Origin of the sequence: Streptomyces lateritius, assembly GCF_014649715.1 — a bacterium.
Lineage (GTDB): Bacteria > Actinomycetota > Actinomycetes > Streptomycetales > Streptomycetaceae > Streptomyces > Streptomyces lateritius.
On sequence record NZ_BMTO01000025.1, the window covers coordinates 43,295 to 69,983 of the forward strand.

The 26,689-nt window shown below is 71.9% G+C and carries 21 protein-coding genes and 3 pseudogenes; 4 read left to right on the forward strand and 20 right to left on the reverse strand.

The features are described from left to right. The coding region (locus IE136_RS33855; RefSeq protein WP_189602396.1) for a trans-aconitate 2-methyltransferase at positions 1-780 on the reverse strand (780 nt) is incomplete at its 3' end. Between the two features lie 130 nt (positions 781-910). Between IE136_RS33855 and IE136_RS33860 the strand changes: the two genes are divergently transcribed. Then, positions 911-1,405 (forward strand): MarR family winged helix-turn-helix transcriptional regulator, encoded by a 495-nt coding sequence (locus tag IE136_RS33860; protein ID WP_158988015.1) that lies wholly within the window; start codon positions 911-913, stop codon positions 1,403-1,405. Here IE136_RS33860 and IE136_RS33865 read toward each other — a convergent pair. The 16 genes from IE136_RS33865 to rsmI all read right to left on the reverse strand — a co-directional run bounded on the left by IE136_RS33865 (position 1,367) and on the right by rsmI (position 21,273). Continuing rightward, entirely contained in the window at positions 1,367-2,137 is a 771-nt protein-coding gene (locus IE136_RS33865) for a LuxR C-terminal-related transcriptional regulator (protein ID WP_158988016.1), read from the reverse strand. The genes IE136_RS33860 and IE136_RS33865 overlap by 39 nt on opposite strands. 244 nt (positions 2,138-2,381) lie before the next feature. Beyond that, positions 2,382-3,530, reverse strand: coding sequence for a galactokinase (galK, locus tag IE136_RS33870; RefSeq protein ID WP_158988017.1), 1,149 nt, complete (start codon positions 3,528-3,530; stop codon positions 2,382-2,384). Positions 3,531-3,532: 2 nt separating this feature from the next. Further along, positions 3,533-4,504 (reverse strand): UDP-glucose 4-epimerase GalE, encoded by a 972-nt coding sequence (gene galE, locus IE136_RS33875; RefSeq protein ID WP_189602397.1) that lies wholly within the window; start codon positions 4,502-4,504, stop codon positions 3,533-3,535. A gap of 5 nt (positions 4,505-4,509) precedes the next feature. Then, positions 4,510-5,553, reverse strand: coding sequence for a galactose-1-phosphate uridylyltransferase (galT, locus tag IE136_RS33880; RefSeq protein WP_189602398.1), 1,044 nt, complete (start codon positions 5,551-5,553; stop codon positions 4,510-4,512). Positions 5,554-5,751: 198 nt separating this feature from the next. Next, positions 5,752-6,441, reverse strand: coding sequence for a helix-turn-helix transcriptional regulator (locus IE136_RS33885; RefSeq protein WP_158988019.1), 690 nt, complete (start codon positions 6,439-6,441; stop codon positions 5,752-5,754). Between the two features lie 199 nt (positions 6,442-6,640). Then, positions 6,641-8,410 (reverse strand): outer membrane protein assembly factor BamB family protein, encoded by a 1,770-nt coding sequence (locus tag IE136_RS33890; protein WP_189602399.1) that lies wholly within the window; start codon positions 8,408-8,410, stop codon positions 6,641-6,643. Between the two features lie 49 nt (positions 8,411-8,459). Further along, entirely contained in the window at positions 8,460-9,869 is a 1,410-nt protein-coding gene (locus IE136_RS33895) for an outer membrane protein assembly factor BamB family protein (RefSeq protein ID WP_189602400.1), read from the reverse strand. Positions 9,870-10,026: 157 nt separating this feature from the next. Beyond that, a complete protein-coding gene (locus IE136_RS33900) occupies positions 10,027-11,796 on the reverse strand; it encodes an outer membrane protein assembly factor BamB family protein (protein WP_189602401.1) in 1,770 nt (589 codons plus the stop codon). A 134-nt stretch (positions 11,797-11,930) separates the two neighbouring features. Beyond that, entirely contained in the window at positions 11,931-13,739 is a 1,809-nt protein-coding gene (locus tag IE136_RS33905; protein ID WP_158988023.1) for an ABC-F family ATP-binding cassette domain-containing protein, read from the reverse strand. Between the two features lie 225 nt (positions 13,740-13,964). Further along, positions 13,965-15,260, reverse strand: coding sequence for an acyltransferase family protein (locus IE136_RS33910; protein ID WP_189602402.1), 1,296 nt, complete (start codon positions 15,258-15,260; stop codon positions 13,965-13,967). Between the two features lie 221 nt (positions 15,261-15,481). Continuing rightward, complete coding sequence (locus IE136_RS33915; RefSeq protein WP_158994362.1) at positions 15,482-16,408, reverse strand: 4-(cytidine 5'-diphospho)-2-C-methyl-D-erythritol kinase; 927 nt, start codon at positions 16,406-16,408, stop codon at positions 15,482-15,484. 116 nt (positions 16,409-16,524) lie between these two features. Further along, the gene (gene rsmA, locus IE136_RS33920) at positions 16,525-17,397 is read right to left on the reverse strand and encodes a 16S rRNA (adenine(1518)-N(6)/adenine(1519)-N(6))-dimethyltransferase RsmA (RefSeq protein ID WP_158988025.1); all 873 of its coding nucleotides are present in this window, start codon (positions 17,395-17,397) and stop codon (positions 16,525-16,527) included. Then, a complete protein-coding gene (locus tag IE136_RS33925; RefSeq protein ID WP_158988026.1) occupies positions 17,394-18,704 on the reverse strand; it encodes a resuscitation-promoting factor in 1,311 nt (436 codons plus the stop codon). Before IE136_RS33925 ends, rsmA begins: the two co-directional genes overlap by 4 nt. A 72-nt stretch (positions 18,705-18,776) precedes the next feature. Continuing rightward, entirely contained in the window at positions 18,777-19,646 is an 870-nt protein-coding gene (locus IE136_RS33930; protein WP_189602404.1) for a TatD family hydrolase, read from the reverse strand. Between the two features lie 68 nt (positions 19,647-19,714). Further along, positions 19,715-20,221 (reverse strand): hypothetical protein, encoded by a 507-nt coding sequence (locus IE136_RS33935; protein ID WP_158988028.1) that lies wholly within the window; start codon positions 20,219-20,221, stop codon positions 19,715-19,717. A gap of 152 nt (positions 20,222-20,373) precedes the next feature. Beyond that, complete coding sequence (rsmI, locus tag IE136_RS33940; RefSeq protein ID WP_189602405.1) at positions 20,374-21,273, reverse strand: 16S rRNA (cytidine(1402)-2'-O)-methyltransferase; 900 nt, start codon at positions 21,271-21,273, stop codon at positions 20,374-20,376. A gap of 52 nt (positions 21,274-21,325) precedes the next feature. Here rsmI and IE136_RS33945 point away from each other — a divergent pair, with 52 nt between their 5' ends. Both IE136_RS33945 and IE136_RS33950 read left to right on the forward strand, forming a co-directional pair. Beyond that, the gene (locus IE136_RS33945) at positions 21,326-23,068 is read left to right on the forward strand and encodes a dolichyl-phosphate-mannose--protein mannosyltransferase (protein WP_158988030.1); all 1,743 of its coding nucleotides are present in this window, start codon (positions 21,326-21,328) and stop codon (positions 23,066-23,068) included. A gap of 157 nt (positions 23,069-23,225) precedes the next feature. Next, positions 23,226-23,617: pseudogene (locus IE136_RS33950) on the forward strand (IS5 family transposase); the annotation flags it as partial. Between the two features lie 57 nt (positions 23,618-23,674). On the opposite strand, the gene IE136_RS33955 reads toward IE136_RS33950, so the two are convergent. After that, entirely contained in the window at positions 23,675-25,057 is a 1,383-nt protein-coding gene (locus IE136_RS33955; RefSeq protein WP_158988032.1) for a S41 family peptidase, read from the reverse strand. 391 nt (positions 25,058-25,448) lie between these two features. Continuing rightward, positions 25,449-25,886 (reverse strand): annotated as a pseudogene (locus IE136_RS33960) (IS701 family transposase); the annotation flags it as partial. Between the two features lie 166 nt (positions 25,887-26,052). Between IE136_RS33960 and IE136_RS33965 the strand changes: the two are divergent. Then, the gene (locus tag IE136_RS33965) at positions 26,053-26,451 is read left to right on the forward strand and encodes a putative type II toxin-antitoxin system PemK/MazF family toxin (RefSeq protein WP_189602407.1); all 399 of its coding nucleotides are present in this window, start codon (positions 26,053-26,055) and stop codon (positions 26,449-26,451) included. Between the two features lie 116 nt (positions 26,452-26,567). On the opposite strand, the pseudogene IE136_RS36250 reads toward IE136_RS33965, so the two are convergent. Then, a pseudogene (locus IE136_RS36250) lies at positions 26,568-26,689 on the reverse strand (IS630 family transposase); the annotation flags it as partial.

Consider the following 26,689-nt stretch of genomic DNA (forward strand, 5'->3'; position numbering starts at 1 on the left):
GGGGTAGGCCTCGCGCAGCAGGTCGCGGTACTGGGTGAGGAAGGCGTCCGTCGCCTCCTGGTCCCCTTCCAGCGCGGTCAGCACGGGGCGCAGCGCCGTGCCCTTGACCCAGTCGAGGACCGGGTCCTCCCCCGGCAGGAGCTGGGAGTACGTGGTCTCCCAGGCGTCGGCCTCGCAGCCGAGGTCGACCAGGCGGGTGAGGTAGTCGGCGGGGTCGAGGACATGGACGAAGCGGCGGCCCTCGCCGGCGAGGCGGCCGTGCCAGCGCGGCGTGTCGCAGAGTTCGCCGAGGAGGGCGTGGCTGGGCGAGGTGAAGTTGCCGGGGACCTGGAAGGCGAGCGTCCCGCCCGGGCGCAGGCCGTCGATCCAGGCGGCGAAGGACTCGGGGTGGTTGGGGACCCACTGGAGGGCGGCGTTGGAGACGATCAGGTCGTAGGGCTCGTCGGGTGTCCAGTGGGCGGCGTCGGCCGGCCGGAAGTCGAGCCAGCCGCCCCCGGCCGTGGTGCCGGCCCAGTCCTTCTCGGCCCGTTCCAGCATCTCGGGCGAGAGGTCGAAGCCGGTGATGTGGGCGTCGGGCCAGCGGTCGGCGAGCAGGACGGTGACATTGCCGGGGCCGCAGCCGAGGTCGGCGATGCGGGCGGGCCGGTCGGTGGGCAGCCCGGGTATTCGGGCGAGCAGGTCGAGGAACGGGCGGGTGCGGTGTCCGGAATGGCGGAGGTACTGCTGCGGGTCCCAGGTCGGTGCGACCGAGGTGGAAGCAGAAGATGGTGCGGAATGCATGTACGAGCCCCCTTGCTGGAACGAGCGACCGAAGCGGAATAGGTTCCGGCCCCGTCCTTCCCCATAGTCCAGGCGAATATATCTTGACGTCAAGAGACTTTATGTCAACAGACCCTCTACACTGATCGACATGGAGGACGAGGTCGACCGGCTGGTCGCTGCATGGCGCCGAGAGCGCCCGGACCTCGACGTGGAACCGCTCGAGGTGCTCAGCCGCGTCTCGCGGCTCGCCCGGCACCTCGACCGCGCCCGTCGGCTCGCCTTCGCCGAGCACCAGCTGGAGCCCTGGGAGTTCGACGTCCTCACGTCGCTGCGCCGCGCCGGCGCCCCGTACCAGCTCTCCCCCGGCCAGCTCCTCACGCAGACGCTCGTCACCTCGGGCACGATGACCAACCGCATCGACCGGCTCACCAAGAAGGGCCTCGTCGAGCGGCTGCCCGACCCCAGCGACCGGCGCGGGGTCCTGGTCCGTCTCACCCCCGAGGGCCGCGACCGGGCCGACCAGGCACTGGCCGGGCTGCTCGCGCAGGAACGCGCCATCCTCGCCCAGCTCTCCCGCACCCAGCGCGGCGAACTGGCGGGCCTGCTACGCCAGCTGACCGCCCCGTTCGACAACATCCCCTAGCTCCACGGGCCCCACCCCGGCCCGGCGGGCCAGGGCCACCGCGGCCAGTGTGGAGTGCACGCCCAGCTTCCCGAGCACGTTCTGCATATGCGTACGGACGGTGTGCGGGGACAGGAACAGCCGCTCCGCGACCGCCTTGCGCCCGAGCCCCGCCACCATGCAGCGCAGCACCTCCCGCTCGCGCGGGGTCAGCGACTCGACGAGCCGCTCGCTCTCGGTGCGGTGCTTGCGGGCCGCCGTCAGCTCCCGCAGGACCCCGGTGAGCAGCGCGGGCGGCAGATGCGTCTCGTCGCGCAGGACGCCGCGGATCACCGCGAGCAGCCGCTGCAGCGAACAGTCCTTGGCCACCCAGCCCGACGCGCCTGCCTGGAGCGCGAGCGCGGCCCGGTGCGGGTCGTCCTTCTCGGCGAGCACGATCGTACGGACGCCGGGCCGGGCCTCGGCGACCCCGGCGACCAGCGAGATCCCGTCGACGACGCCCTCGCCCTGGTCCGGTACGGCACGCGCCGCCGGCACGGAAGCGGCAACCGCGCTGCCGGTGCCCAGGTCGGCGTCGACCAGCATCACGTCGTACCGGCGGCCCTCGGCGGCGGCGCGGTCCAGACAGCGCAGCGCGGCGGGGCCGCTGCCCGCCGCGGAGACGTCGACGTCGGGCTCCGCCGCGAGGGCGGCGGCCAGCGACTCGGCGAAGATGCGGTGGTCGTCCACCACCAGGACCCGGATACGGACCACGGACACCCCTAAGTGTCGAGGAACGGACCGGCGCGGATACGGCGCCGGGCTGGGGGTCCGTCGGTCGCACGGCCGCCGCCGTGCAGTGACTGTTACCCCGTCCCGGGCGCCGTACCCGACTGGTCTCGCCCCCTGATCAGCACCGGCCCCCACCGGCGCTGTGCATCAGAGTACGGGCGGGGCGCCGCGACGGAAGCCGATTGGCGGAACTGGTGGCCCGTCCGCCGGGGTGCGGCGCCCCCGCTCAGAGGCGTCTCGCGCCCTGGGAGGGAACGGCGGGGAAGATCCTCGGGGCGGTGAGCCCCGCCTCGGCGAAGGCCTTCTCGACGGCGGCGGCCACGGAATCCGCCGCCCGCTCCTCCACGAGCACGATCACCGAGCCGCCGAACCCGCCGCCCGTCATCCGCGCCCCGAGCGCTCCCGCCCCGTTCGCCGCCTCGACCGCGAGGTCCAACTCGGCGCAGGAGACCCGCAGATCGTCCCGGAGCGAGGCATGCCCCTCGGTGAGGACCGGACCGACCGCCCGGGCGTCCCCGGAGTCGAGGAGCGCGATGGTCCGCTCGACCCGGTGGTTGTCCGAGACGACGTGCCGGACGTAGGAACGAACCGATTCCTCGCTCAACCGAGCGAGCTCCTCGGGCAGTCGCGCGTACGGCACTTCGCGCAGTGTGCGCACGCCGAGCGCCCGCGCACCCGCTTCGCACCCGGCGCGCCGCTCCGCGTACGCGCCGTCCCCCAGCGCGTGCTTCACCCGGGTGTCCACGACGAGCAGCCGCAGCCCCTGCTCGGCGAGGTCGAAGGGGACCTGGCGGTACGAGAGATCCCGGGTGTCCAGGAACAGCGCGTGCCCCTCGACCGCGCACGCCGACGCCATCTGGTCCATCACCCCGCAGGGCACGCCGACGAAGGCGTTCTCCGCGCGCTGGGCGAGGACGGCGATCCCGGGACGCCCGAGCCCGAGACCGAACAGCTCGTCCAGCGCGAGCGCGGTGACGACCTCCAGTGCGGCGGAGGAGGAGAGCCCCGCACCGGTCGGGACGGTCGAGGCGAGGTGGATGTCGGCGCCCGTGACCGGGTGGCCGGCCTCCCGCAGGGCCCAGACGACGCCGGCCGGGTAGGCGGCCCAGCCGCCGCCGGAGAGCGGCTCCAGCGCGTCCACGCCGAGCTGGACGACGCCCCCGTCGACGTCGGCGGAGTGGACCCGCAGCACCCCGTCCGTACGGCGCGAGACGGCCGCGACCGCCGTGTGGGGCAGGGCCAGCGGCATCACGAAACCGTCGTTGAAGTCGGTGTACTCACCGATCAGGTTGACCCGCCCCGGAGCGGCCCAGACCCCTTCGGGCGCCGCCCCGTACAGGGCCTCGAACTGCTCGGCCACCCTCTGCTCGGCCATGTTCACGCGCGTCCCCTCTCCCGCTCCTGCGTGAACGCCCACGCGTCCCGCACGATGTCCGCCAGGTCCGGGCGGGACGGATGCCAGCCGAGCCGCTCGCGGGCGGTTTCGGCCGAGGCGACGAGCACGGCCGGGTCGCCGGGCCGGCGGGCGGCGATCACCTCGGGGACGGGGTGACCGGTGACCCTGCGGACCGTCTCGACGACCTCGCGCACGGAGAAGCCGTTGCCGTTGCCCAGGTTGCAGACGAGGTGTTCGCCGGGGGTCATGGCGTCCAGGGCGAGCAGATGGGCCTCCGCGAGGTCGGCGACATGGATGTAGTCGCGGACGCAGGTGCCGTCGGGGGTCGGGTAGTCGTCGCCGTAGACGTTGATCGCCTCCCGGCGGCCGAGGGCGACCTCGAGGACGAGCGGGACGAGGTGCGACTCGGGGTCGTGCCGCTCCCCGCACGCGCCGTACGCGCCGGCCACGTTGAAGTACCGCAGCGAGACGGCGGCGAGGCCGTGGGCCGCGCACTCACCGCCGATCATGTGGTCGACGGCCAGCTTGGAGGCGCCGTACGGGCTCGTCGGCGCGGTGCGCGCGGACTCGGTGATCGGGACGGACTCCGGCTCTCCGTAGGTGGCGGCGGTGGAGGAGAAGACGAGCTTGCGCACACCCGCCGTGCGCATGGCGGCGAGCAGCGCCATCGTGCCGCCGACGTTGTTCTCCCAGTACTTCTCGGGCTTGGCGACCGACTCGCCGACCTGCGAGAAGGCGGCGAAGTGCAGGACGCCGCCATAGGAGCCGTCGAGCCACTTGGCGGCGTCCTGGATGCGGCCCTCGATGAACTCGGCGCCGGCCGGGACGCCCTCGGCGAAGCCGGTGGAGAGGTCGTCGAGGACGGTGACCTCGTGCCCCGCCTCGACCAGATGCCGGGCGACCGTCCCTCCCACATAACCCGCGCCGCCTGTGACCAGGTACCTGGACGTCACAGCCTTCACTTGCTCGCCACCTCTCGGAGTCGCTCGGCCGCCGCCTCCGGCGGTACGTCGTTCATGAACGCGCCCATGCCGGACTCGGTGCCCGCGAGGTACTTCAGCTTGCCGGACGCCCTGCGGACGGTGAAGAGCTCCAGGTGCATCCCGAACTCCTCACGGTCCTCACCGGTGAACGGCGCCTGGTGCCAGGCGGCGATGTACGGTGTCGGCGGCTCACCCGGCCCGAAGAGCCGGTCGAAGCGCCTCAAGAGTTCCAGATAGATCTGTGGGAACTCTGTGCGCGCCGACTCGTCGAGGACCCTGAGGTCGGGCACCCGGCGGGTGGGGTACAGGTGGACCTCGTACGGCCAGTGGGCGGCGTACGGCACGAAGGCGATCCAGTGCTCGCTCTCCAGGACCACCCGTACGGCGTCGGTCCGCTCCCGCTCGACGACGTCGTCGAAGAGGTTCCGCCCGGTACGGGTCCGGTGCTCGGCGGCCTGGCGCCGCATGAGGGCGGTACGGGGAGTGGTGTACGGGAACGCGTAGATCTGGCCGTGGGGGTGGCCGAGGGTGACGCCGATCTCGGCGCCCCGGTTCTCGAAGCAGTACACCTGCTCGACGCCGGGCCGCTCGGCGAGTTCGGCGGTCCGGTCGGTCCAGGCGTCGAGCACGAGCCGGGCCTGCGCGGGGGTGAGGTCGGCGAAGGACGCCTCGTGGTCGGAGGTGAAGCACACGACCTCGCACCGCCCGGAGTCCCCGGCGAGGGAGGGGAAGCGGTTCTCGAAGACGGCGACCTCGTAGTCGGAGGCGGGGATCTCACTCCGCAGTCCGTCACGGGAGGGGCAGAGCGGGCACGCGTCGGCGGGCGGGTGATAGATCCGTCCCTGTCGGTGCGAGGCGATGACGACGGAGTCCCCGAGGAGCGCGTCGTACCGGATCTCGGAGCTGGAGGAGACGGGGTCGAGCGGCCGCATGTCGACGGCGTCACGGACGGCGTCGTCACGCGCGTCGTAATAGATGAGCTCGCGCCCGTCGGCGAGGGTGGTGACGGTCTTCTTCACGGGGTGTCCTCAACGGGGAACCAAACAGAACCACGCACAAACAACCACAATCAAACATCGGAGTCAACGTCGAAGCGTGCCCAACTGTCATGGGCGACTGTTCCGCAGTGCGGTCCCCCAGGGCAGAGCCCAAGGGAGACGAACGGGTCGGCACAACGCCCAGGTGCGGCGCCCTTCTAGCTCGGGGACACGGCCTAGCTAGGGCCGGTCCCCCCGAACCCCCAGCACAGGCGCGCGGTCCAACAGCCCCGTCCGCGCGGCAAGGGCGGCCGCCTCCAGACGAGAGCCGACGCTCAACTTCATGAGCACCCGCTGCACATGCGTCCGCGCCGTGCTCGGCGCGATCCCCATCCCCGCCGCGATCAGCCGCGTGTCCTCCCCCTCGGCCACCCGGACCAGGACCTCGACCTCCCTCGGGGTCAGCATCCGCAGCAGCCGCTGCCCCTCGTCGTCCGGCTGCGCCGCCGGGTTCAGGAGCTCCGCGAACGCTCCCTGGAGGAGCTGCGGCGCCACCGCCGCCTCCCCCGCCCGTGCCTTGATCAGCGCCCGCTCGACCCCCTCGATGCGCTCGTCGTGCCGTACGTACCCCGACGCCCCGGCCGCGAAGGCCGCCGCGATGCCCCGCGGCGAGGGCACCGGACCCAGCACGACCACCGCCACCTGCGGCCGCTCACGCTTGATCCGTACGATCGGGTCGAAGGCGCCCGGCTCCGCCGGGGCCGCCGTACCGAGGAGACAGACCTCCGGCGCCCGGCTGACCACCAGATCCGCCGCCCCCGCCACCGGCGCGGTCGCCGCGAGCACCCGGTGCCCGCGCAGTTTCAGTGCCGAGGCGAGCGCCTCGGCGAGCAATCGGTGGTCGTCGACCACCATGAGCCGCACGCCCATCGAGCAACCCCTCTGTCCCCCCTGGAACCGTCCCCCGGCCCCAGCCACTTCGATGACCCGGCAAACTACACGCTTGTCCCCCCGGACTGTCGAATTCTTCGCTCATCGGGGCACATGCAAACAGCCCGGCGCATCGCTGTGCATCGATGCGCCGGGCTGCGGCCCGTCCCGCGTGGAGACGTGCGGGGACGGGCAGGGATCAGTGCGTGCCGAAGGCGAGCGCCAGGTACTCCTTGTCGTTCGTCGAGGAGGACTCGCGCGGCTCGCTGACCATCACCGCGGAGATGAACATCCGCCCGTTCGCGTAGACGATCTCGCTGTAGTCCGCGGAGAACCTGCCCTCCGCGCCGCGCACCGCCTTGTCCGAGGGGTTCTCGAGGAGCAGCGTCGACTTCATGGTGCCGCCGTCGATGGAGACGATCTGGCCGCCCTTGTCGTAGGGCGGGGCCTTGTAGGCGATGATGTTGCCGCCGTCCATCCGCAGCGGGACCAGCGTGTAGCCGTCGCCCGCGTCCGCCTTCTCGGGGGTCGGCTTCCCGGTGGCCAGGTCGAACGAGACGATCTCGTTGGTCTCGTCGCCGTACTCTCCGGTGGAGCCCTCGTGCTCCTCGGTCGGCAGGTAGAGCCGGCCGTTGCCGACGACGACCTTCGTGCAGGTCTCCACCTCGGTGGAGCGGCAGCGGGCCGCGTAACGGTCCGCGTCGGCCGCGATCTTGACCTTCAGCTTGCCGGTCTTCTCGTCGATGGAGAAGAAGTCCGAGATGCCGCTGCCGTCGCCGGCCGTGTCGCCGACGTCGGCCGCGACGACCAGCGGCTTGGTCGAGATGACCGAGGCGTACTTCACGCCCGTGGGCATCTTGTACTGGGAGATCGGCGCCCCGGTCAGCGGGTTGAGGTTCTGGATGATGACGTACTGGCTTTCGTACGGCCCGCACTTTCGCGCGGCGACCAGGCCCTCGCCGCCGCCGTACCCCATGTCGTAGCAGTCCTGGGCGTTGGCCTGCGGCTTCCAGCGGGGGTTGCCGTTGGCCAGGTCGAAGGCGGCGCCGCCGTCGGTGCCGCCGGCCGCGACGGTCGTACCGCTCAGGGTGACCTCGCTGAACCTGGCCTTGCTGTCACCGGCGTTGCCGCCGGTCACCGACGTGGACCACACCAGCTTGCCGGTGGCCAGGTCGACGACGCCGACCTCGGTGCACGGCTGGTAGTAGCGTGGCCCGACCCGCTTGGTCGCCTCGAAGAGGATGGCCGTCTTCTTGTCGGCGGTGACGTGGCGCGACGTGCCGCAGACCTGGCCCGGCAGGGGCAGGGTCCAGGACGGGGTGCCCTTGTCCAGGTCGTAGCCGACGATCGAGTTGACGCCCGTCTTCACGTACGCCTTGTCGGTGATCCAGGAGCCGGACACGTCCGTGAGGTCGGGGACCTTGGGCTGCGGGAGCTGGAAGGACAGCTTGGCCTGGGTGTCGGCCGGCACCTTCTCCTTGCCGTTGCCGCCGAGCCCGTTGCCGCCGCTGCCGCCCTTGCCCTGGGTCGAACCGGTGCTGCCGCCCTTGGCGTTGTCGTCCCCCTCACCACCGCCGGAGGTGGCGTACCAGACGCCGCCGCCGACGATCAGGACGACGGCGACCACGGCGGCGATGACGATCTGCATCTGCGCCGACAGCTTCTTGCCGCCGGAGGGCGGGGGCGTGGGCACCTGCGGGTACTGCGGCTGGGTCGGGTACCCGTACTGCGGCTGCGGGGGCTGCTGCGGGTACCCGTACTGCGGCTGGGTCGGGGGCTGCTGCGGGTACCCGTACTGCGGCTGCGTCGGCGGCTGCTGCGGGTAGCCGTACGGCGGCTGGCCCGGCGACTGCTGCGGCGGGGGCGTCGGAGCACCGAACCCGCCCTGCGGCGGGTCCTGGGGTGCGCCGAAGCCGCCCGGCGGCGGGCCCGGCGGCTGGTTCGGCGGGGGCGGGGGTGGCTGGGTCATGGCGTGGGTACCTCTGAGGTGTCGGAAGGCGGGCGGGCGGGAGTCGGTGTCACTTGCCGAAGGCCAGCAGCGTCTGCACCTCCCGCTCCTCGGCGTCGGTCGAACCGACGACGACGCCCTTCACGAGGATGTACCGGCCGTCGGCGTACAGCGCCGGGGAGTCCGAGAAGCGTGCCTCTACCCGGGCCGCCGAGCGGGGGATCCGGAGGATCTCGACGGGCTTCGTCGTGCCCGGTGCGACGGTGGCCAGCGAGCCCGGCTCGCCGAGCATCGCGGCGATCCGGACGACGAGCGAGCCGCCCTCCATCCGCAGCGGTGTCGTGATGTGGCGCGCCGAGCCGGGGATGCGCCGCACCTCGCTGCCCGTACGCAGGTCGAAGGCGACGATGTCGTTGCCCTTGTCCTTGGTCCAGGCGGTGGCCAGGTAGAGCGTGGTGTCGTCCGCGACGACCTTGCAGCGCTGCAGGTTGCCCTTGTGGGCGACGTCGTCCGAGCAGCCGTCGGCGTACTGGTCCTGGCCCTTGAGCGAGGTGCGCTTGGTGCCGTCCTCGTTGAGGACGACGATGCCGAACCCGCCCGCCGCGCGGTTGGTGGCCGAGACGACCAGCGGGCGTACGGAGTAGACGTGACCGACCCGGTAGCCGACCGGGAGCCGGTACTTCCAGCGGGACTTCCCGGTCACCGGGTCGACCTCGTGGATCTCCTCCTGCGGCTTGTCCGCGTCGGAGGTCGGGCAGGACACGGCGGCGACGAGCTTGGGCCCGCCGGCGTACGCGTACGGCTGGCAGTCGCTCCCCTCCCACCTGCCGAACAACTGCTTGCCGTCGCTGAGCCGGTAGGCGGTCGAGTAGCCGTGCCGGCCGGCGGTGACGGTGTCGCCGCTGATCGCGATCGAGTACTCGTGGAAGAAGTCGAAGTTCCCCTCCTTGACGATCTTCTGCTGCCAGCCCGCCTTACCGGTGCGCAGGTCGACCATCTGGAGCCGTCGGCACTCGTCCGTCTCCGCGTGCAGGACGTCCTTGACGGCGAGGACGATCCTGCCGTCGGGGGAGGCCGACTGGGACGCCCGGCAGAACTCGGTGTCCAGCGTCAGTCGCCACTTCACCGTGCCGTCGACCACCGAATGGGCCGTGACGGTGCGGTACATGGCGGTGACGACGGTGTCCCCGACCAGCCAGGGGCCGAAGACGTCACCGCCCAGCGTGGTGACGTCGATGTCGTTCTTCTGGACCCAGAGCACGGAGGCGTCGCCGGGGGCGCGGCCCGCGTTGTAGCGGGCCGCGTCCACGGCGTCGGGCGGGGGCGCGCCGGCCGGGCCGGACGGCCCGGTGGACGGCGCGGACGAGGTGGGTTTCGTACTGCCCGTCGCCTTGTCGTCCGTGCGGCCCTCGCGGCCGTCGAGGGCGTACCAGGTGACGCCGCCCACGGCGAGCAGCGCCGCCACGACGGCGGCGACCACCCCCTTCACCCGGCGTCGGCCGGACGGGGGCGGTGGCGTCTCAGGGCCGGGTTGCCCGCCCCCGTAGGGATTGAGCCGGCCGTACGGCCCGTACGCCGGCGGCGGGGGCGGGGGTGTGCCGGGCTGTCGAGGTGTCGTCATCGGAGTCGGACAGCCCTCACTTGCTGAAGGCCATCATCGTCTTGGCTTCCTTCTCCTCCTTGTCGTTGGAGGCGCTCACCCGCCCGCTGGTGACGACGAACGTCCCGTTGCCGTAGGCGAAGCCCGGGTCGTAGAAGGTGTTCTCGATCTGCGCCGTCGACGCCGGGTGCTGAAGGATGATCTTCGGCGCACCGCCGGTCGGGGCGAGGGTGGCCACCGCGCCGCCCGTGTCGTAGGAGGCGTCCATGTAGAGCAGGACGTCGGAGCCTTCCATGCGCAGCGGGGTGATGGTCCGCTCGGCGGGGGCCTCGGCGCGCCACTTGGACTTGCCGGTGTTCAGGTCGAAGGCGACGACCGCGTTGGCGGTGCGGTGGTTGTCGGACTCCGTCGCCATGTAGAAGGTGTTGGCGTCGGCGGCGACGCCGGTGCAGCCCTGGAGGTTGCGGCCGAAGATGACGAACGCACCGCCGCAGTTGGGGGCGTACTTGTCCGTGCCGCCCTGGATCTGCGAGCGGAGCTTGCCCTGCGGGGTGACGGCGAACACGGTCCACTTCTTCTCGTCGCGCTGCTGCGCCGAGACGACGAGCGGGTTCACCGAGTAGACCTTGTCGACCTCCCACTTGGGCTGGAGCTTGAAGGTCCAGCGGGCCTTTCCGGTGGCGGGGTCGACCTCGCTGATCTGCTCCTGCTTGTTCTTGTAGTCGCTGGTGGGGCAACTGGCGGCGGCGATCAGCTTCGCCCCGCCCGCGAAGGCGTAGGGCTTGCAGCCGCTGGTCGGCCCGGCGAAGAGCTGACGCCCGTCGGCGAGGGAGTAGCCGTAGGAGCTGCCGGTGCCGGCGGCCGTCACCGTGTTGCCGCTGATGGCGAGGGTGGTGTCGGAGAGCGAGCTGAAGCCGGTGCCCTTGGGGACGGCCTTCTTCCAGCCCACCTTGCCGGTCTTGAGGTCGATCTTCTGCAGCTGGGTGCACTTGGCGCGGTCGCCGGCGCTGTCGTTGACGCCGATGACGAAGCTGCCGTCGGCGGCGGGCTCGGGCGGGGTCGCGCACAGCTCGAAGGGCAGGTCCAGGTGCCACTTCGCGGAGCCGTCGCTGAGGCTGTAGCCGTCGAGGCTCTTGTACATGCCCTTGACGACGATGTCACCGACGATCCACGGGCCGAAGACGTCGGCGCCGTTGCGGGGCAGGTCGACGTTGTTCTTGAGCAGCCAGTTGACCTTCGCCTCGCCGGGCTTGCGGCCGGCGTTGAGGTCGTCCTCGGAGTTGCGGCCGTCGCCGCTGCCGTCGCCCTGGTCCACGGACTCGGTGGGCTTCGGGGTGCCGCTGGTGGCGGTCGGCTGGGCGACGGGGTCCTTCTCGTCGTCGCCGCCGCTGACGGCGAACCAGGTGCCACCGCCGATGACGAGGAGCGCGGCGACGGCCGCGGCCACGATGACGCCGGGCTTGCCCTTGAAGGGGCCGCCTCCGCCGGGCGGGGTGGGTGCCGCCGGGTACGGGGGCTGGGTCGGGTAGCCGCCGTACGGGCCCGGCTGCTGGCCGTACGGGCCGGGCTGCTGGCCGTACGGGCCCGGCTGCTGCTGCGGGTATCCGTACCCGGGCGGCGGCGCCTGCTGCGGGTAGCCGTAACCGGGCTGCGTCGGCTGGCCGTAAGGGCCGGGCGCGGCGGGCGGCGGGGTCTGCGGCGGAGCCGGAGGCATCGGCGGGACACCCTGGTTCGGGCCCTCGTTCGGGTCCGGGTTCGAGTTCGGTGCGCCGAAGCCCGGCGGCTGGTTGCTGGGCGGCTGGGTCATCAGCGCTTCCCCCTTGATGTGAGCGGGTTTTCTTTCTACCACTCGGGGCATGGCGCAAAAGTGACCGGTCCACCCCTTGTTCCCAAGGGAGGACCGGCCCGTGATGCCGTCGTTACGCGTTCCGCACGGGTTCTCTACGCATCTTCGGCGAGTTCGAGCCAGCGCATCTCCAACTCCTCGCGCTCTCCGGCCAGTTCCCGCAGCTCCGCGTCCAGCTTCGCCACCTTCTCGAAGTCTGTGGCGTTTTCGGCGATTTGGGCGTGCAGCCTGCTCTCCTTGTCGGAGAGCTTGTCGAGCTGACGCTCGACCTTCTGCAGCTCCTTCTTCGCGGCGCGGGAGTCGGCGGCGGAGACACCGGCCTTCTGCTGTGCGGCGGCGGCCGGTGCGGGCGTCGGGACCGACGCCTCGATCATCCGCCGGCGCCGCTCCAGGTACTCGTCGATGCCGCGGGGCAGCATCCGCAGCGTCTGGTCTCCCAGCAGCGCGAAGGTGCGGTCCGTGGTGCGCTCGATGAAGAACCGGTCGTGGGAGATGACGATCATGGAGCCGGGCCAGCCGTCGAGGAGGTCCTCCAGCTGGGTCAGGGTCTCGATGTCGAGGTCGTTGGTGGGCTCGTCGAGGAAGAGGACGTTCGGCTCGTCCATCAGCAGTCGCAGCAGCTGGAGCCGGCGCCGCTCGCCGCCGGAGAGGTCGCCGACCGGCGTCCACTGCTTCTCCTTGGAGAAACCGAACTGCTCGCAGAGCTGACCGGCGGTCATCTCCCGGCCCTTGCCGAGGTCGACGCGGTCACGGATCTGCTGCACCGCTTCGAGGACGCGGAGCGTGGCGGGCAGCTCGGTGACGTCCTGCGAGAGATAGGCGAGCCGCACGGTCTTGCCGACGACGACCTTCCCCTCGGCGGGCTGCGCCTCGCCCTGGGTGCGGGCGGCCTCGGCGAGCGCGCGCAGCAGCGAGGTCTTGCCGGCGCCGTTGACGCCGACCAGGCCGACGCGGTCGCCCGGGCCGAGCTGCCAGGTGAGGTGGCGCAGCAGCACCTTGGGACCCGCGGTGACGGTCACGTCCTCCAGGTCGAAGACAGTCTTGCCGAGGCGGGCGTTGGCGAACTTCATCAGCTCGGAGGTGTCGCGCGGCGGCGGCACGTCGGCGATGAGCTCGTTGGCGGCCTCGATGCGGTAGCGCGGCTTGGAGGTACGGGCGGGGGCGCCGCGCCGCAGCCAGGCGAGTTCCTTGCGCATCAGGTTCTGGCGCTTGGTCTCCTCGGTGGCGGCGATGCGCTCGCGCTCGGCCCGGGCGAAGACGTAGTCGGAGTAGCCGCCCTCGTACTCGTGCACGTCACCGCGCTGCACGTCCCACATGCGGGTGCAGACCTGGTCGAGGAACCAGCGGTCGTGGGTGACGCAGACGAGGGCCGAGCGGCGCGCCTGGAGGTGCTGGGCGAGCCAGGCGATGCCCTCGACGTCGAGGTGGTTGGTGGGCTCGTCGAGGACGATCAGGTCCTGGTCGTCGATGAGGAGCTTGGCGAGCGCGATCCGGCGGCGCTCGCCACCCGAGAGCGGACCGATGACGGTGTCGAGACCGTGCTCGAAGCCGGGCAGGTCGAGCCCGCCGAAGAGCCCGGTGAGCACGTCGCGGATCTTGGCGCTGCCGGCCCACTCGTGGTCGGCCATGACGCCGATGACCTCGTGCCGGATGGTGGCCTTCGGGTCGAGCGAGTCGTGCTGGGTGAGAACGCCGAGACGCAGGCCGCCACTGTGGGTGACCCGGCCGGTGTCCGCCTCCTCCAGCTTGGCGAGCATCCGGATCAGGGTGGTCTTGCCGTCACCGTTGCGCCCCACGACTCCGATCCGGTCCCCCTCGGAGACGCCGAGGGAGACACCGTCGAGCAGGGCACGTGTGCCGTACACCTTGCTGACGGCCTCGACATTGACCAGATTGACGGCCACTTTGACTCCTGTACGGGGGACGATCGACGTACCAGAGTACGTCGGCCGCCCGGGCCGGGGCTCCTGGTGGCATGAGGCGTGCACGGCCACAAGTGCGCCGTCGCCGCGATGCTCTGCGCCACGGCATGTGCCGCCCGCGGCCCCGACACGCTCCTGACCTCGGTTTTTGATGATCTCGCGCCCTCTGTGGGACGAGGGTGACGCTCCTTTGGGATCTGAGCCCGGTCAGGACGCGGCCCGGCCGACGCGTTCGACGAGCAGCCAGCCCGCCAGCGTCATCGCCACCGCGACCGGGGCGGTGATCCGTACGGCGATCAGGGTGGCCGCGTGGCCCTCCAGGAGGCCTCCGAAACCGGTCATCGACAGGCCGAGGACGCCGAAGAGGGCCAGGGTGATGCCGAGGGCGGCGAGCGGGCCGCCCCCGTCCGTGGCGGGGGCGGGGGCGGGAGGCGCGGGCTGTTCGAAGCGGCGGAAGGCGGTGACGAGGAGGGTGGTCAGGAGGGCCGCCGCGGCGAGCCGGAGCGGGACCTGGAGCCACCAGGCGCCCGTCGCGGGTGCGGGCAGCGGCACGTCGAGGGCCAGCATCGCGCCGTACACGCCGAGCATCGCCGTCAGGTGCCAGAGGAACGCGGTCATCGCGATCCCGTTGGCGGCGACGACCTTGTGCCAGACGCCGGCGCGGGCCACGAACCGGCTCCCGGGCCCCTTGAGCAGCTCGACCGCCCCGACGAGCCACAGGCCGTGGCAGAGCAGGGCGAGCGTGGGCGGGGCCATGTTGGAGACCTTCTCGCCGGGCATCCCCACCATCGACAGCGGGTACGGCCCGAGGGCGACCAGGAGACCCGCGCCCGCCAGGCCCGTCACGGCGAGGGCCCCGGGCAGACGGATCATGCCGTCCGCCCGCAGGAAGCCGAGCTGGTGCACGGCGAGCCAGACGAAGGCGAAGTTCAGGAACTCCACGAACGGCACCCCGGCGGCGAACCGCAGCACGTCGACGGCGACCGCCCCGCCGGCGAGACCGGCGAACGCCCCCCAGCCGTAACGCTCGTGGAGCCTCAGCAGCGGCGGCGTGAAGGCGACCATCGCGAGATAGATCCCGATGAACCACAGTGGCTGGGCGACCAGCCGCAGCGCGACTCCGGTGGGCCCGGTGCCCCCGCCGGCCAGTTGCAGGACGAGCGCGGCGGCGCCCCACACCCCGATGAACACCATCGTGGGCCGCAGCAGCCGCTGGAGCCTGGCGCGCAGGAAGTCCGCGTACCGGGGCCTTGAGCGGTATGCCAGGGCGTGCGAGAAGCCGCCGACGAAGAAGAACACGGGCATGACCTGGAGCGCCCAGGTCACGGCCTGGAGCTCCGGCACGACGGCCAGCAGATTGCTCATCCGCCCGTCCGCGCTCACGGCGGCCATCAGCCAGTGCCCGAGCACGACGACCCCGAGCGAGGCGACCCGCAGCAGGTCGACGTACCGGTCACGCGTCGCGGGCGTGGCGGCGGCGAGGTCCCGAGCGCTGATTCCCATGCGGGTACGGTCCCGTGCCCGCCCCGCCTTCCGTCAGGGCGCGGATACTCAACCGGCGGATGAGTACGGGCGCGGCGGGCCACCGCGTGTGGGCCCCTGCGGGCGGGCCACTCCTCGCGGGCCACCGCGCGCAGCCCGTGCGTGCCGGCCCGTGCCAATAAGCCGTGTCCGGAAAGTAACGGGACTTCACGGACACGGCCTGGGCCGAGGGCTGGAGGTCGTCAGTCCAGGACCGTCGCGCCCGGGGCCGGGGACGTGGCCACGCGCGCGGTACGGCAGGTGCCGGAGGCGGTGAGGGCGGCCGCCACCGTCTCGGCCGACTCGGCGTCCTTGACCAGGAACGCCGTCGTCGGGCCCGAGCCGGAGACCAGGGCGGCCAGGGCGCCGGCCGCCGTACCCGCCTCCAGGGTGGCGGCCAGGGACGGCCGCAGGGAGACGGCGGCCGGCTGGAGGTCGTTGACCAGCGCGCCGGCCAGGGCGGTCGCGTCCCCCGTGCGCAGGGCGTCGAGCAGTGCCGGGGAGGCGACCGGTTCGGGGACGTCGACGCTTTCGTGGAGACGGTCGAACTCGCCGTACACCGCCGGCGTCGACAGCCCGCCGTCGGCGACGGCGAAGACCCAGTGGAACGCGCCGCCCACCGGCAGCTCCGTCAGCCGCTCGCCGCGCCCGACGCCGAGCGCCGCCCCGCCGACCAGGCTGAACGGCACATCGCTGCCGAGTCTGGCGCAGATGTCGAGGAGTTCGGCGCGCGAGGAGTTCAGGCCCCACAGCGCGTCACAGGCGAGCAGCGCGCCCGCGCCGTCCGCGCTGCCGCCGGCCATGCCGCCGGCGACCGGGATGTCCTTCCTGATGTGCAGGTGGACGTCCGGGGAGATTCCGTGGCGTGCGGCGAGCAGCTCGGCCGCCCGCGCGGCCAGGTTCGTCCGGTCCAACGGCACCTTGTCGGCGTCCGGCCCCTCGCACGTGATCCGCAGCCCCTCGGCAGGCGCGGCCGTCACCTCGTCGTACAACGACACCGCGAGAAACACGTTGGCCAGGTCATGAAACCCGTCAGCCCGCGCCCCGCCGACCGCAAGCTGCGCATTCACCTTGGCCGGCACCCGCACGGTGACGCTCCGCGCGGCGCGGTCGGCGTCCCCGGCGGGCACGCTTACCGTGACCGCCGCAGCGCCGTCGCCGGCGGCCTCGGCACCACCCGCGGCAGTCGCCCCGGGCCCCGCGAGCCCGGCGGTTTCGGCGGCGGCGCCCGCCTGCTCCGTGCCGCTCACTTCTTCGCCTCCGCGATCCGGGCGAACTCCTCCACCGTCAGTGCCTCGCCGCGTGCCTGGGGCGAGATGCCCGCCGCCACCAGGGCCTCCTCGGCCGCCGCCGGGGAGCCGGCCCAGCCGGCGAGTGCGGCCCGGAGGGTCTTGCGGCGCTGGGCGAAGGCCGCGTCGACGACCGCGAAGACCTCGGTCTTCGAGGCGGTCGTCGCCACCGGCTCGGTGCGGCGGACCAGCGAGACCAGGCCCGAGTCGACGTTCGGGGCGGGCCAGAAGACGTTGCGGCCGATCGAGCCGGCCCGCTTCACCTCGGCGTACCAGTTCGCCTTGACCGACGGCACGCCGTAGACCTTGTTGCCCGGCCGGGCCGCGAGCCGGTCCGCGACCTCCGCCTGGACCATCACCAGCGTCCGCTCGATCGTCGGGAAGCGGTCCAGCATGTGCAGCAGGACGGGCACGGCCACGTTGTACGGAAGGTTCGCGACCAGGGCGGTCGGCGGCGGGCCCGGCAGCTCCTGGACGTGCATGGCGTCGGAGTGGACGAGCGCGAATCGGTCCTTCTTCCCGGGCAGACGGGCCTCGATGGTCGCCGGCAGCGCGGCGGCCAGGACGTCGTCGATCTCGACGGCCGTCACCCGGTCCGCGGCCTCGAGCAGCGCCAGGGTCAGCGAGCCGAGCCCGGGGCCCACCTCGACGACCACGTCGTCGGGGCGCACCTCTGCCGTGCGGACGATCCGCCGGACGGTGTTGGCGTCGATGACGAAGTTCTGGCCCTTCTGCTTCGTGGGGCGCACGCCGAGGGCGGCGGCCAGCTCACGGATGTCGGCGGGGCCGAGGAGGGCGTCGGGGCTTTCGGGGCCGGTGGTGGTGCTCACCGGTACAGCCTACGGCCGCAGTGCGGCCACGGACTCGCCCCCCGCTGCACGTAGAGCTTCTTCGCCCGGTACGTCTGTTCCGAGGCGGGCGCGTTCTGGGCGACGCCGCGGCCTCCGAGCGAGCGCCAGGTGCCGGGGTCGAACTGGTACAGCCCGCCGTAGGTCCCCGACGGGTCGACGGCGTCCGGCCGTCCGCCGGACTCGCAGGCCGCCAGCGCGCCCCAGTCGAGCCCGTCCGCCCCCGCCACAGACGAGGGCAGCGGCCGGGTGCCGATCCTCACCTTCCGGCTGACGGGTTCGCGGACGATCTCCTCGCGGATCCTCCTCGGCTTCTGCCGGACTCCGTTGACGGTCCGCAGCGCGTACGTGACCCGGCGCACGCCCTGTGCGCCCTGCTCCTCGACGACCTCGGTGCCGGCGAAGAGCTCCGGGTCGCGGGTCCTCTCGACGGCGTACGGGATCGGCTCCTCGCGCACCTCCTTGCCGCCGGTGATCCGCATGACGGTGATCGTCTGGCCGTCGCGAGGGAAGGAGCCGGGCGGCACGGAGGTGGTGTCCTGCCCGGAGAGGGTGATCCCGGCCTCCTCGACGGCCTCGCGGACGGTGGCGGCGTTGGTGCGCAGAGTCCGCTGGCGGCCGTCGGCGAGGAAGGTGACGGTCCGTTCGGTCCGTACGTCGAGGGCGAGGCCGCTGCGGGAGATGGAGGCGGAGCGGGAGACGGAGAGGTACGCCCCCTCGGCGCGGACGCCGAGCTGGCGCAGGGCGCCCTCGACGGTCCTCGCGGTGGTCCACACCTGGCGGCGCTGCCCGTCGAGGGTGAGGGCGACGGGCCGGCCGTAGCGGACGACGATCTCGTCGCCGTTGGCGAGGGCGGCGCCCGGGGCCGGCGCGACGATGTCGTGGGCGCCCACGGCCAGGCCCTCGTCGGCGAGGAGTTCGTCGACGTCGTCGGCGAAGGTGTGGAGGGTGCGCGGGACGCCGTCGACGGAGAGCCGGACGGCTTTGTCGTTGGCGACGAAGGCGCTGGTGCCGCCGGCGAGGAAGGCGACGACCAGGGCCTGCGGGAGGAGGCGGCGCAGGCTGTCGGCGGCCGGAGCGGAGGCCTTGCGGCGCCGCGCGGCCCGCCGGGCCTCGGCGCGGGTCCCGGGGACGGCCGAGGTGGCGGCGGGCGCCGCGCCCTGGCCGGGCACGAGGGGCGCCGCGAGGGGCGCCGCGAGGGGCGCCGCGAGGGTCGGCTGCTCATGGAGGGAGGGGGCCGGCCGGCGCCCGCCCCGGGCGGCCCGGTGACTTCCCTGCGAGGTGCTCACGAGGCCGGGACCCTAGCGGGATCACCGGTCACTCTCCAAAGCGCCTCGACTACATCCCGTAACCGTTATTCATCAGTAATCGAAGGCGGTCGCGGTGTTGACGGCGATCGCCGCGCACAGTTCGTCGGCGCCGATGCCGCGCACCTCGGCCATCGCGCGCACGGTCACCGGGACCAGGTACGGCGCGTTGGGCCGGCCACGGTAGGGCGCAGGGGTCAGGAACGGGGCGTCCGTCTCGACGAGGACGAGATCCAGCGGGGCGACGGCGAGGGCGTCGCGCAGGGGCTGGGCGTTCTTGAAGGTGACGTTGCCCGCGAAGGACATGTAGTAGCCCTTCGCCGCGCAGATCCGGGCCATCTCGGCGTCGCCGGAGTAGCAGTGGAACACCGTCCGCTCGGGCGCGCCCTCCTCGTCCAGGACGCGCAGCACGTCGGCGTGCGCCTCGCGGTCGTGGATGACGAGCGCCTTGCCGTGCCGCTTGGCGATCTCGATGTGGGCGCGGAAGGAACGCTCCTGGGCGGCCATCCCCTCAGGACCCGTACGGAAGTGGTCCAGGCCCGTCTCGCCGACGCCGCGGACCTGGGGCAGCGCGGCGAGCCGGTCGATCTCGGCGAGCGCGTCGTCGAGCGCCGCGTCCCCGCCGGCCTCTCTGGCGCCCTGCCGGGACCAGCCGTCGGGGTCGCCGAGGACGATCCGGGGCGCCTCGTTCGGGTGCAGGGCGACCGCGGCGTGCACGTTCTCGTGCGCGGCGGCGGTCTCGGCGGCCCATCGGGAGCCCTTGATGTCACAGCCGACCTGGACGACGGTGGTGACGCCGACGGCGGCGGCCTTGGCGAGGGCCTCCTCGACGGTGCCGGTCTGCATGTCCAGGTGGGTGTGCGAGTCCGCCACCTCCACGAGGAGGGGTTCGGGCAGCGGCGGCGGGGCGTCCTTGGAACTCATGGCCCCGATCGTACGAGGGGCCATGAGTTCACCCACGACGGCCTGCGCGGAGCGCCTGCCGGGAGCGCCTACGAGGCGGGGGGCTTGCGGTGGAACAGGTCCGACAGGCGTCGGCGTCGGGGCTCGTCCACATGGACCGGGCCGGGCGCCTCCCCTTGCGGGCCGCCCGTCTTGGGGACGTGCTTCCTCGCGCCTTCGGCCCGCTCGACGCCCTGGTTGCGCTCCAGGTCCTGCCCGATCGGTCCCGCGGGCCCGATGGGCCCGGCCGGAGCGAACGGCCTGCCCTCCCGGGGCTCGCGCGGGTGATAGGCCTGCTCCCAGGAGTCCACCGTCGACGAGACCTGGCCCGCGCGCATGATGCGGACGACATGGCCGCCGCAGTTCAGGCAGGTCGGGCTGGAAAGCGGCGAGGGCACCCGCTCGCCGCCGGCCTTGTAGACGATGAATTCCTGGCCGGCCGGGTCGACGTGGTGCTCGATGTCGTACGCCTGCTCCCAGCCGTATCCACAGCGCATGCAGGCGAAGGCGTACGCCTCATGGGCGACGGGCACTCCGGTGCCGGTGATCTCACTCATGCCAGCTCCTCTCCACCGAACCAGTGGACGCCTTTTCCGGCCGGAGCGCATCAGCGCCGGTGGAACAATGGGATGCCCTTGGGCCTTCCCTTGCTCTCAGGCCCTCAGAAGGCCTGCCACGCGGGTTTCGCTTTGCCTTTCACCATAAGCCTTTACCCGTTCGTGGTCCCCCGCACCGGTCCCGACACATGGCCCTGCGCTGCCGCGTTCTTCGCCGCGACGACGGCGTCGAACACCTCGCGCTTGGGCAGGCCGGCCTCGGCGGCGACCGCCGCGATGGCCTCCTTGCGCCGCTCCCCCGCCTCCTCGCGCACCAGCACCCTGCGCACCAGCTCCTCGGCGTCGAGTTCCGCGGGTCCGGTCTCCGGGGCGCCCTCGACGACGACGGTGATCTCGCCCCGTACGCCCTCCGCGGCCCAGGCGGCCAGCTCGCCGAGGCCGCCGCGCTTCACCTCCTCGTACGTCTTGGTCAGCTCGCGGCAGACGGCGGCGCGCCGCTCGGCGCCGAAGACCTCGGCCATCGCGGCGAGGGTGTCGTCGAGCCGGTGCGGGGCCTCGAAGTAGACGAGGGTCCTTCGCTCCTGCGCCACCTCGCGCAGCCGGCCGAGCCGCTCTCCGGCCTTGCGGGGGAGGAAGCCCTCGAAGCAGAAGCGGTCCACGGGCAGCCCGGACAGGGCCAGCGCGGTGAGCACGGCGGACGGGCCGGGGACGGCGGTGACCTTGATGTCCTGCTCGACGGCGGCGGCGACGAGGCGGTAGCCGGGGTCGGAGACGGACGGCATGCCCGCGTCGGTGACGAGCAGCACGCGCGCGCCGCCCACGAGCGCCTCGACCAGCTCGGGCGTACGGGCGGACTCGTTGCCCTCGAAGTACGAGACGACCCGGCCCGTGGTGTGCACACCGAGGGCCCTGGTCAGGCCGCGCAGCCGCCGGGTGTCCTCCGCGGCGACGATGTCGGCGCTCTCCAGCTCTGCCACGAGACGCGGCGGGGCGTCCGCGATGTCCCCGATGGGGGTCCCTGCAAGTACCAGCGTTCCTGTCACATGGGTCATCCTCCCAGCCCGGACAGGCGACTCGCACAGGCGCGTTCCCTACGATGGCGCGGTGACCAGTACCGCACCCGAGGCCCTGCAGGGTCAGCACGCCGTGGAAGAGCCCCCTTCGTGGCAGCAGCGTCTGCGGCGCTTCGGCTACGTACCCCCCGCCGGAGGCGCCGCGGGGCCCGGGCTGCGGGAGCGTCTCGTACCGCCGTACACCCGCCCTTCGGAGCGGATGTGGCTGATGCTCGGCGTGTCCTCCGGGCTCGCGGACCGGATCTGGCGGCTGACGGCCTGGGGCGGTCCGCTGCTGGTGGCGCTGCTCGCGGGGTTGATGCGGTTCTGGAAACTGGACAAGCCGCACGCGGTGATATTCGACGAGACGTACTACGCCAAGGACTCCTGGGCCCTGATCAACCAGGGGTACGAGGGGGCGTGGCCGAAGGACGTCGACAAGACGATCCTGACGGATCCGAACGCGGTCGTGATCCCGACGGAGCCCGGCTATGTGGTCCATCCGCCGATGGGCAAGTGGGTCATCGGTCTGGGCGAGAAGATCTTCGACTTCACGCCGTTCGGCTGGCGGTTCATGGTGGCGCTGCTCGGCACGCTGTCGGTGCTGATGCTCTGCCGGATGGGGCGGCGGCTGTTCCGTTCGACGTTCCTGGGGTGTCTGGCGGGGCTGCTGCTCGCGGTGGACGGCCTGCACTTCGTGATGAGCCGCACGGCGCTGCTCGACCAGGTGCTGATGTTCTTCGTCCTGGCGTCCTTCGGCTGTCTGCTGGTGGACCGGGACTGGGCGCGGCGGCGGCTGGCGGCGGCGCTTCCCGAGGACGAGGAGGGGGTGCTGCGGCCGGACGCGGGCGTCGCGGAGACCTTGCGCCTCGGATGGCGGCCGTGGCGGCTCGCGGCCGGGGTGATGCTGGGCCTGGCTTTCGCGACGAAGTGGAACGGCCTGTACATCATGGCCGCGTTCGGTCTGATGGCGGTGCTGTGGGACGCGGGCGGGCGGCGCACGGCCGGCGCGGTCCATCCGTACCGGGCGGTGCTCAGGCGGGACCTGGTCCCGGCGTTCGTCTCGGTGGTGCCGGTCGCGGTGGTCACGTATGTGGCCACGTGGTCGGGCTGGATCGCCTCGGACAAGGGGTACTTCCGCAACTGGGCGGCCGAGCAGGACAAGCTGACCGGCGGTGGCTTCTGGGCGTGGCTGCCGGACTGGCTGCGGAGCCTGTGGCACTACGAGACCGAGGTCTACAACTTCCACGTCAATCTGACCTCGCACCATACGTACCAGTCGAACCCGTGGAGCTGGATCGTCCTCGGCCGCCCGGTCTCCTACTTCTACGAGAGCCCGGCCCCGGGCGAGGCCGGCTGCCCCAGGACCGCGACGGAGAAGTGCGCCCAGGAGGTCCTGGCCCTCGGCACGCCCCTTCTGTGGTGGGCGGCGTGCGTCGCGATCCTGTACGTCCTGTGGCGCTGGTTCTTCCGCCGCGACTGGCGCGCCGGCGCGATCGCGTGCGGCATCGCGGCGGGCTGGGTCCCGTGGTTCCTCTACCAGGAACGCACGATCTTCCTCTTCTACGCGGTGGTGTTCGTCCCGTTCCTGTGTCTCGCGGTGACGATGATGATCGGCGCGATCATCGGCCCACCGGGCTCCTCGGAACGGCGCCGCACGTTCGGCGCGGTCGCCGCCGGGGTGCTGGTCCTGCTGATCGTCTGGAACTTCATCTACTTCTGGCCTATCTACACGGGCACGGCGATCCCCATGGACCAGTGGCGCAGCAGGATGTGGCTGGACACCTGGGTCTAGCCGGGGCGGCGCGGCAAGAGGAGCACGCCGCGCCGAGTGCTCCTCTTGGTTGTCGTCGGTGCTTGCCAGTGAGCTCCGGCGGTCCCTCGACGGCGCCCGCAGACGGCCCAGGACAGCCCCGCTGCGACGGCTCGGGCCCCCGCTGGCCTTCGTCTAGACCGGCGGGAACACCAACGACCGCACCCAGTTCACCGCCGTGATGGACGCGATACGGGTGCCCCGCCTCGGACGGGCCGGCCGCGGATGCGGCCCGGCCACGTCATGGGCGACAAGGGCTACAACTCGAAGACGATCCGGACCTGGCTTCGACGCCGGGGCATCACCCACACCGTCCCGGAGCGGTCCGATCAGGTCCGCAACCGGGCCCGGCGCGGCAGTCGAGGCGGCCGCCGGCCCGTCTTCGACAGGCAGGTCTACAGGCACCGTAAGGTCGTGGAACGGTGCTTCAACCGCCTCAAGCAGTGGCGCGGTATCGCCACCCGGTACGACAAGACAGCCCAGCCCTACCAAGCAGCCGTCACCCTCGCATCGCTCCTGATGTGGGCGTGACACTTCGACGACAACTCCTAGGCCGGCGGGGCCGGGGCGTCTGCGGGAGGAGCCGTCCTAGTCCCGCAGGACCTTCACGGCCCGGTCGAAGGCCGAGTCCTTGTTCTGGTCGAACTCCTCCGTGGTGAAGACCGGCTCGGTGAGGTGCGGCGGGATGCCCGCGCCGTCGAAGGTCCTGCCCGACCGGGTCAGCAGCTCCTCGTTCGGCAGCCAGAACGACATGCCGTTGGGCAGCTTGCGCACCATGACGTCCGAGAAGACGCCCTGCGTGGGCTGCCCGATCCGCACGGTCCGGCCGGGCCGGTCCATGAGGGCCTGGGTGAAGGTCTCCCCCGCGCTGACGGTCGAGCCGCCGGTCAGCACGGCGACCGGTCCGGTGTAGCGGGGGCCCTGGGCGGGCGTGACGTACAGGGGCTGGGGGCGCGTGTGCCGGGTGGGGTCCGCGGGATCGTTGCGGGCCCGCTTGGAGTAGGCGAGGTAGGGAGTGTCGGTCAGCCGCCCGGCGATGTGGAGCCCCATGGCGTCGGAGCCGCCGCCGTTGATCCGCAGGTCGATGACCAGGCCCTTCAGGTGCCGGGTCCGCTCCTGGGCGAGGACCGTGTCCAGCGCCTTGTCGAGCTCGGCCAGCTCGGCGGCGTAGGAGGCCCCGCCGCCCGCGTAGCCGCCGAAGCCGGAGATCCGCAGGTAGCCCTGCCCGCCGGGGAGGTCGGCGTAGGTGATCCGCCCGGCGGCGAAGTCCTGGAGGTTCCGGGCGTTCTTGAGGTCGCGCTCCACGACGAACTTCTTGACCTTGGCGTCGAGCTTCCCGTCGGGCCGGACGGTGCCCGGGCGGACCTGCGCGAAGCCCCGGTCGGGGTCACCGTCGCCGTCGCCGTCGACGTCCCAGACGGCGACGTGGGCGTCGTGGAGCGGCTCGACCATCTTGCTGAAGACGGCGAAGAGTTCGTCCGGGGTCGTCCCTTCGTGGACCGTGGGCCGGTACCGGTCGCGTACGGTGTGCCAGTCGATGCCCTTGGCGGCGAAGAAGGGGTAGTTCTCCTCGAAGGACTGCCAGAAGACGTCGAAGGAGGCGAGCGGACCCCCGGGGGCGGAACGCGTGCAGGCGTCGGGCAGTTCCGTCATCCGGCGCAGGTTCCGTTCGCCGACGTCGCCGTCCAGCCGTACGGAAGCACGGTCGCGGTCCCCGCGGGTGCGCACGGTGAGGACGGTGCCTCCAGGCGTGGTGTAGGCGCCGGGGCCGGTCCGCTGTGCGGTGTCGCCCGCGATGCAGCTGACGGCGGTGGTCTGGTACTCCTGGAGGGTTCCGTTCCGGATGGACAGCACGGTGCCGTAGCCGTCGGTGCGCCAGATTCCGTCGGTGGCCGGCTGGTGGGCGGTGGCGGCCGGCGCGGCTGCGCCGACGAGGGCCAGGGCGACGGCGGTGGCCGTGACGATGCGCACGATCTTGCCTTCTCTGTAGGCGACTTGCTGGGTACCGCCCCACCGTCGCCGACACGGGATCCACCGGGCCATCCGGCTGTCCGGCCGATCGGACGTGGGGCCAGCCCCTGCTACCCGCGGTACCCGGGACCACACACCTAGTACTCCAGCCGTAGTTCGTGATCTTCATGCCTGAGTGGCTTGTCGTCGGTAGTGGCTGACCTGGGATCGGGCCTGGTGGCGGCGTCGCCAGTCGGACCAGCCGAGCCGGTGGACGGCGTCGTGGACGGGTGGGACGACGAGCGTGATGAACAGTCGTTGGATCTCGTTGCAGGTGAGCGGCATGAGGGCGTCGAGTGCGGGGTGGTGGGCGTGTTCGTCCGCGCGGACGACGGCCAGGAAGGCGTGGGCTGCAGCGGTCGGGGTCGGAGGTCCAGGAGCGCGGAATGTACAGTTCCCGGTCCACCGCGGCGTGCCCGCGCCGGCCTGCGTAGACCAGGTAGACGGCGACCTGGGCGTTCTCGATCCTGCCCGCGGTGCCGGTGTACTGGCGCTGGACGCCGACCGTGCCGGTGCCCTTCTTCACGTCGTCGGTCTCGTCGACCACCAGAACCGCCTGGTCGTCGTGCAGGTGCTCCACCACGTAGCCGCGTACGTCGTCGCGGACCTGGTCGGCGTCCCACTTGGCCCGCCCGAGCAGGTGTTGCATGCCGTCCGGGGTGGCCTCCCCGGCCCCCTCGGCGATGGTCCAGCAGTTCTTACGCGGCAGGTCCGACAGCAACCCGAACACCAACCGTCCGGCCCTGCGCCGGGGTTCGACTCGCGTGAACCGGCCTGCGATCCGGCTCATCAGGCCCTCGAACGCCTCCTGCCAGCGGGCAGGGTCTACGCTGTGACCTGCGGCCACCGCATGATCGTTTGTCTTCACACGCCGATGATCAACGGTGGCCGCACCCGTCTCCACAGCGCGTCAGGGTCGTGCAGCGTTCGTCTGCCGTCCTGTGTCAGGAGGACATGTGCAGCGTGGCGAAGTCTGGTGGGTCGAGTTCGACGAGCGGCGGCTGGTCGTACTGCTGTCGGCAGACGACGCGTCCGGGATCCGGGCGATGCAGGTCGTCGCGCCGGCAAGCGTCGACATCAGCGGTCTGGGCGTCGAAGTGCAAGTAGGAGCCATGGAAGGACTGCCCTTTGAAGGCGTACTGCGGTTCGCATTCCCGCGTCCAGGCTTCACCCCCTGCACGTGGCTGACCACCATGTCCCGGGACGACCTGATCGAGCGGGCGGCCGTCCTGTCCTCCGCGAAGCTCAGCGAGATCGAGGATGCCCTCCGCCTCGGCGGACAGGCGAAAGAGTGGACCCCGGCGACAACCGCGAAGCTCAGCGAGATAAAGGACGCCCTACGTACGTCTCGGTGAACTCGAGTAGGCGGACAACGCCCCCCGATGGCGTGGTCGATCTCGTCCAGATGATCGACACGCCACCTGTCTCCTCGGCGCCCTCACCATCGAGATCACGATCTACGGCTGGAGTACTAGTGACCTGAGTCGGAGATTCGTCGGCAGTAGGCGGCTACTTTGTCGAGGATCTCGTCGGCGGTCTTCGTCCAGACGAACGGCCTGGGGTGCTCGTTCCAGTCGGCGAGCCAGGAACGGA

What these genes read in the sequence shown, in the direction of transcription:
- IE136_RS33885 (WP_158988019.1), bottom strand. Translation starts at nt 6,441, where the DNA reads ATGGGCGTGCGGCTCATGGTGGTCGACGACCACCGATTGCTCGCCGAG.
- rsmI (WP_189602405.1), bottom strand. Translation starts at nt 21,273, where the DNA reads ATGACCCATGTGACAGGAACGCTGGTACTTGCAGGGACCCCCATCGGG.
- IE136_RS33930 (WP_189602404.1), bottom strand. Translation starts at nt 19,646, where the DNA reads ATGAGTTCCAAGGACGCCCCGCCGCCGCTGCCCGAACCCCTCCTCGTG.
- IE136_RS33935 (WP_158988028.1), bottom strand. Translation starts at nt 20,221, where the DNA reads ATGAGTGAGATCACCGGCACCGGAGTGCCCGTCGCCCATGAGGCGTAC.
- galK (WP_158988017.1), bottom strand. Translation starts at nt 3,530, where the DNA reads ATGGCCGAGCAGAGGGTGGCCGAGCAGTTCGAGGCCCTGTACGGGGCG.
- IE136_RS33910 (WP_189602402.1), bottom strand. Translation starts at nt 15,260, where the DNA reads ATGGGAATCAGCGCTCGGGACCTCGCCGCCGCCACGCCCGCGACGCGT.
- IE136_RS33900 (WP_189602401.1), bottom strand. Translation starts at nt 11,796, where the DNA reads ATGACCCAGCCGCCCAGCAACCAGCCGCCGGGCTTCGGCGCACCGAAC.
- IE136_RS33860 (WP_158988015.1), top strand. Translation starts at nt 911, where the DNA reads ATGGAGGACGAGGTCGACCGGCTGGTCGCTGCATGGCGCCGAGAGCGC.
- IE136_RS33890 (WP_189602399.1), bottom strand. Translation starts at nt 8,410, where the DNA reads ATGACCCAGCCACCCCCGCCCCCGCCGAACCAGCCGCCGGGCCCGCCG.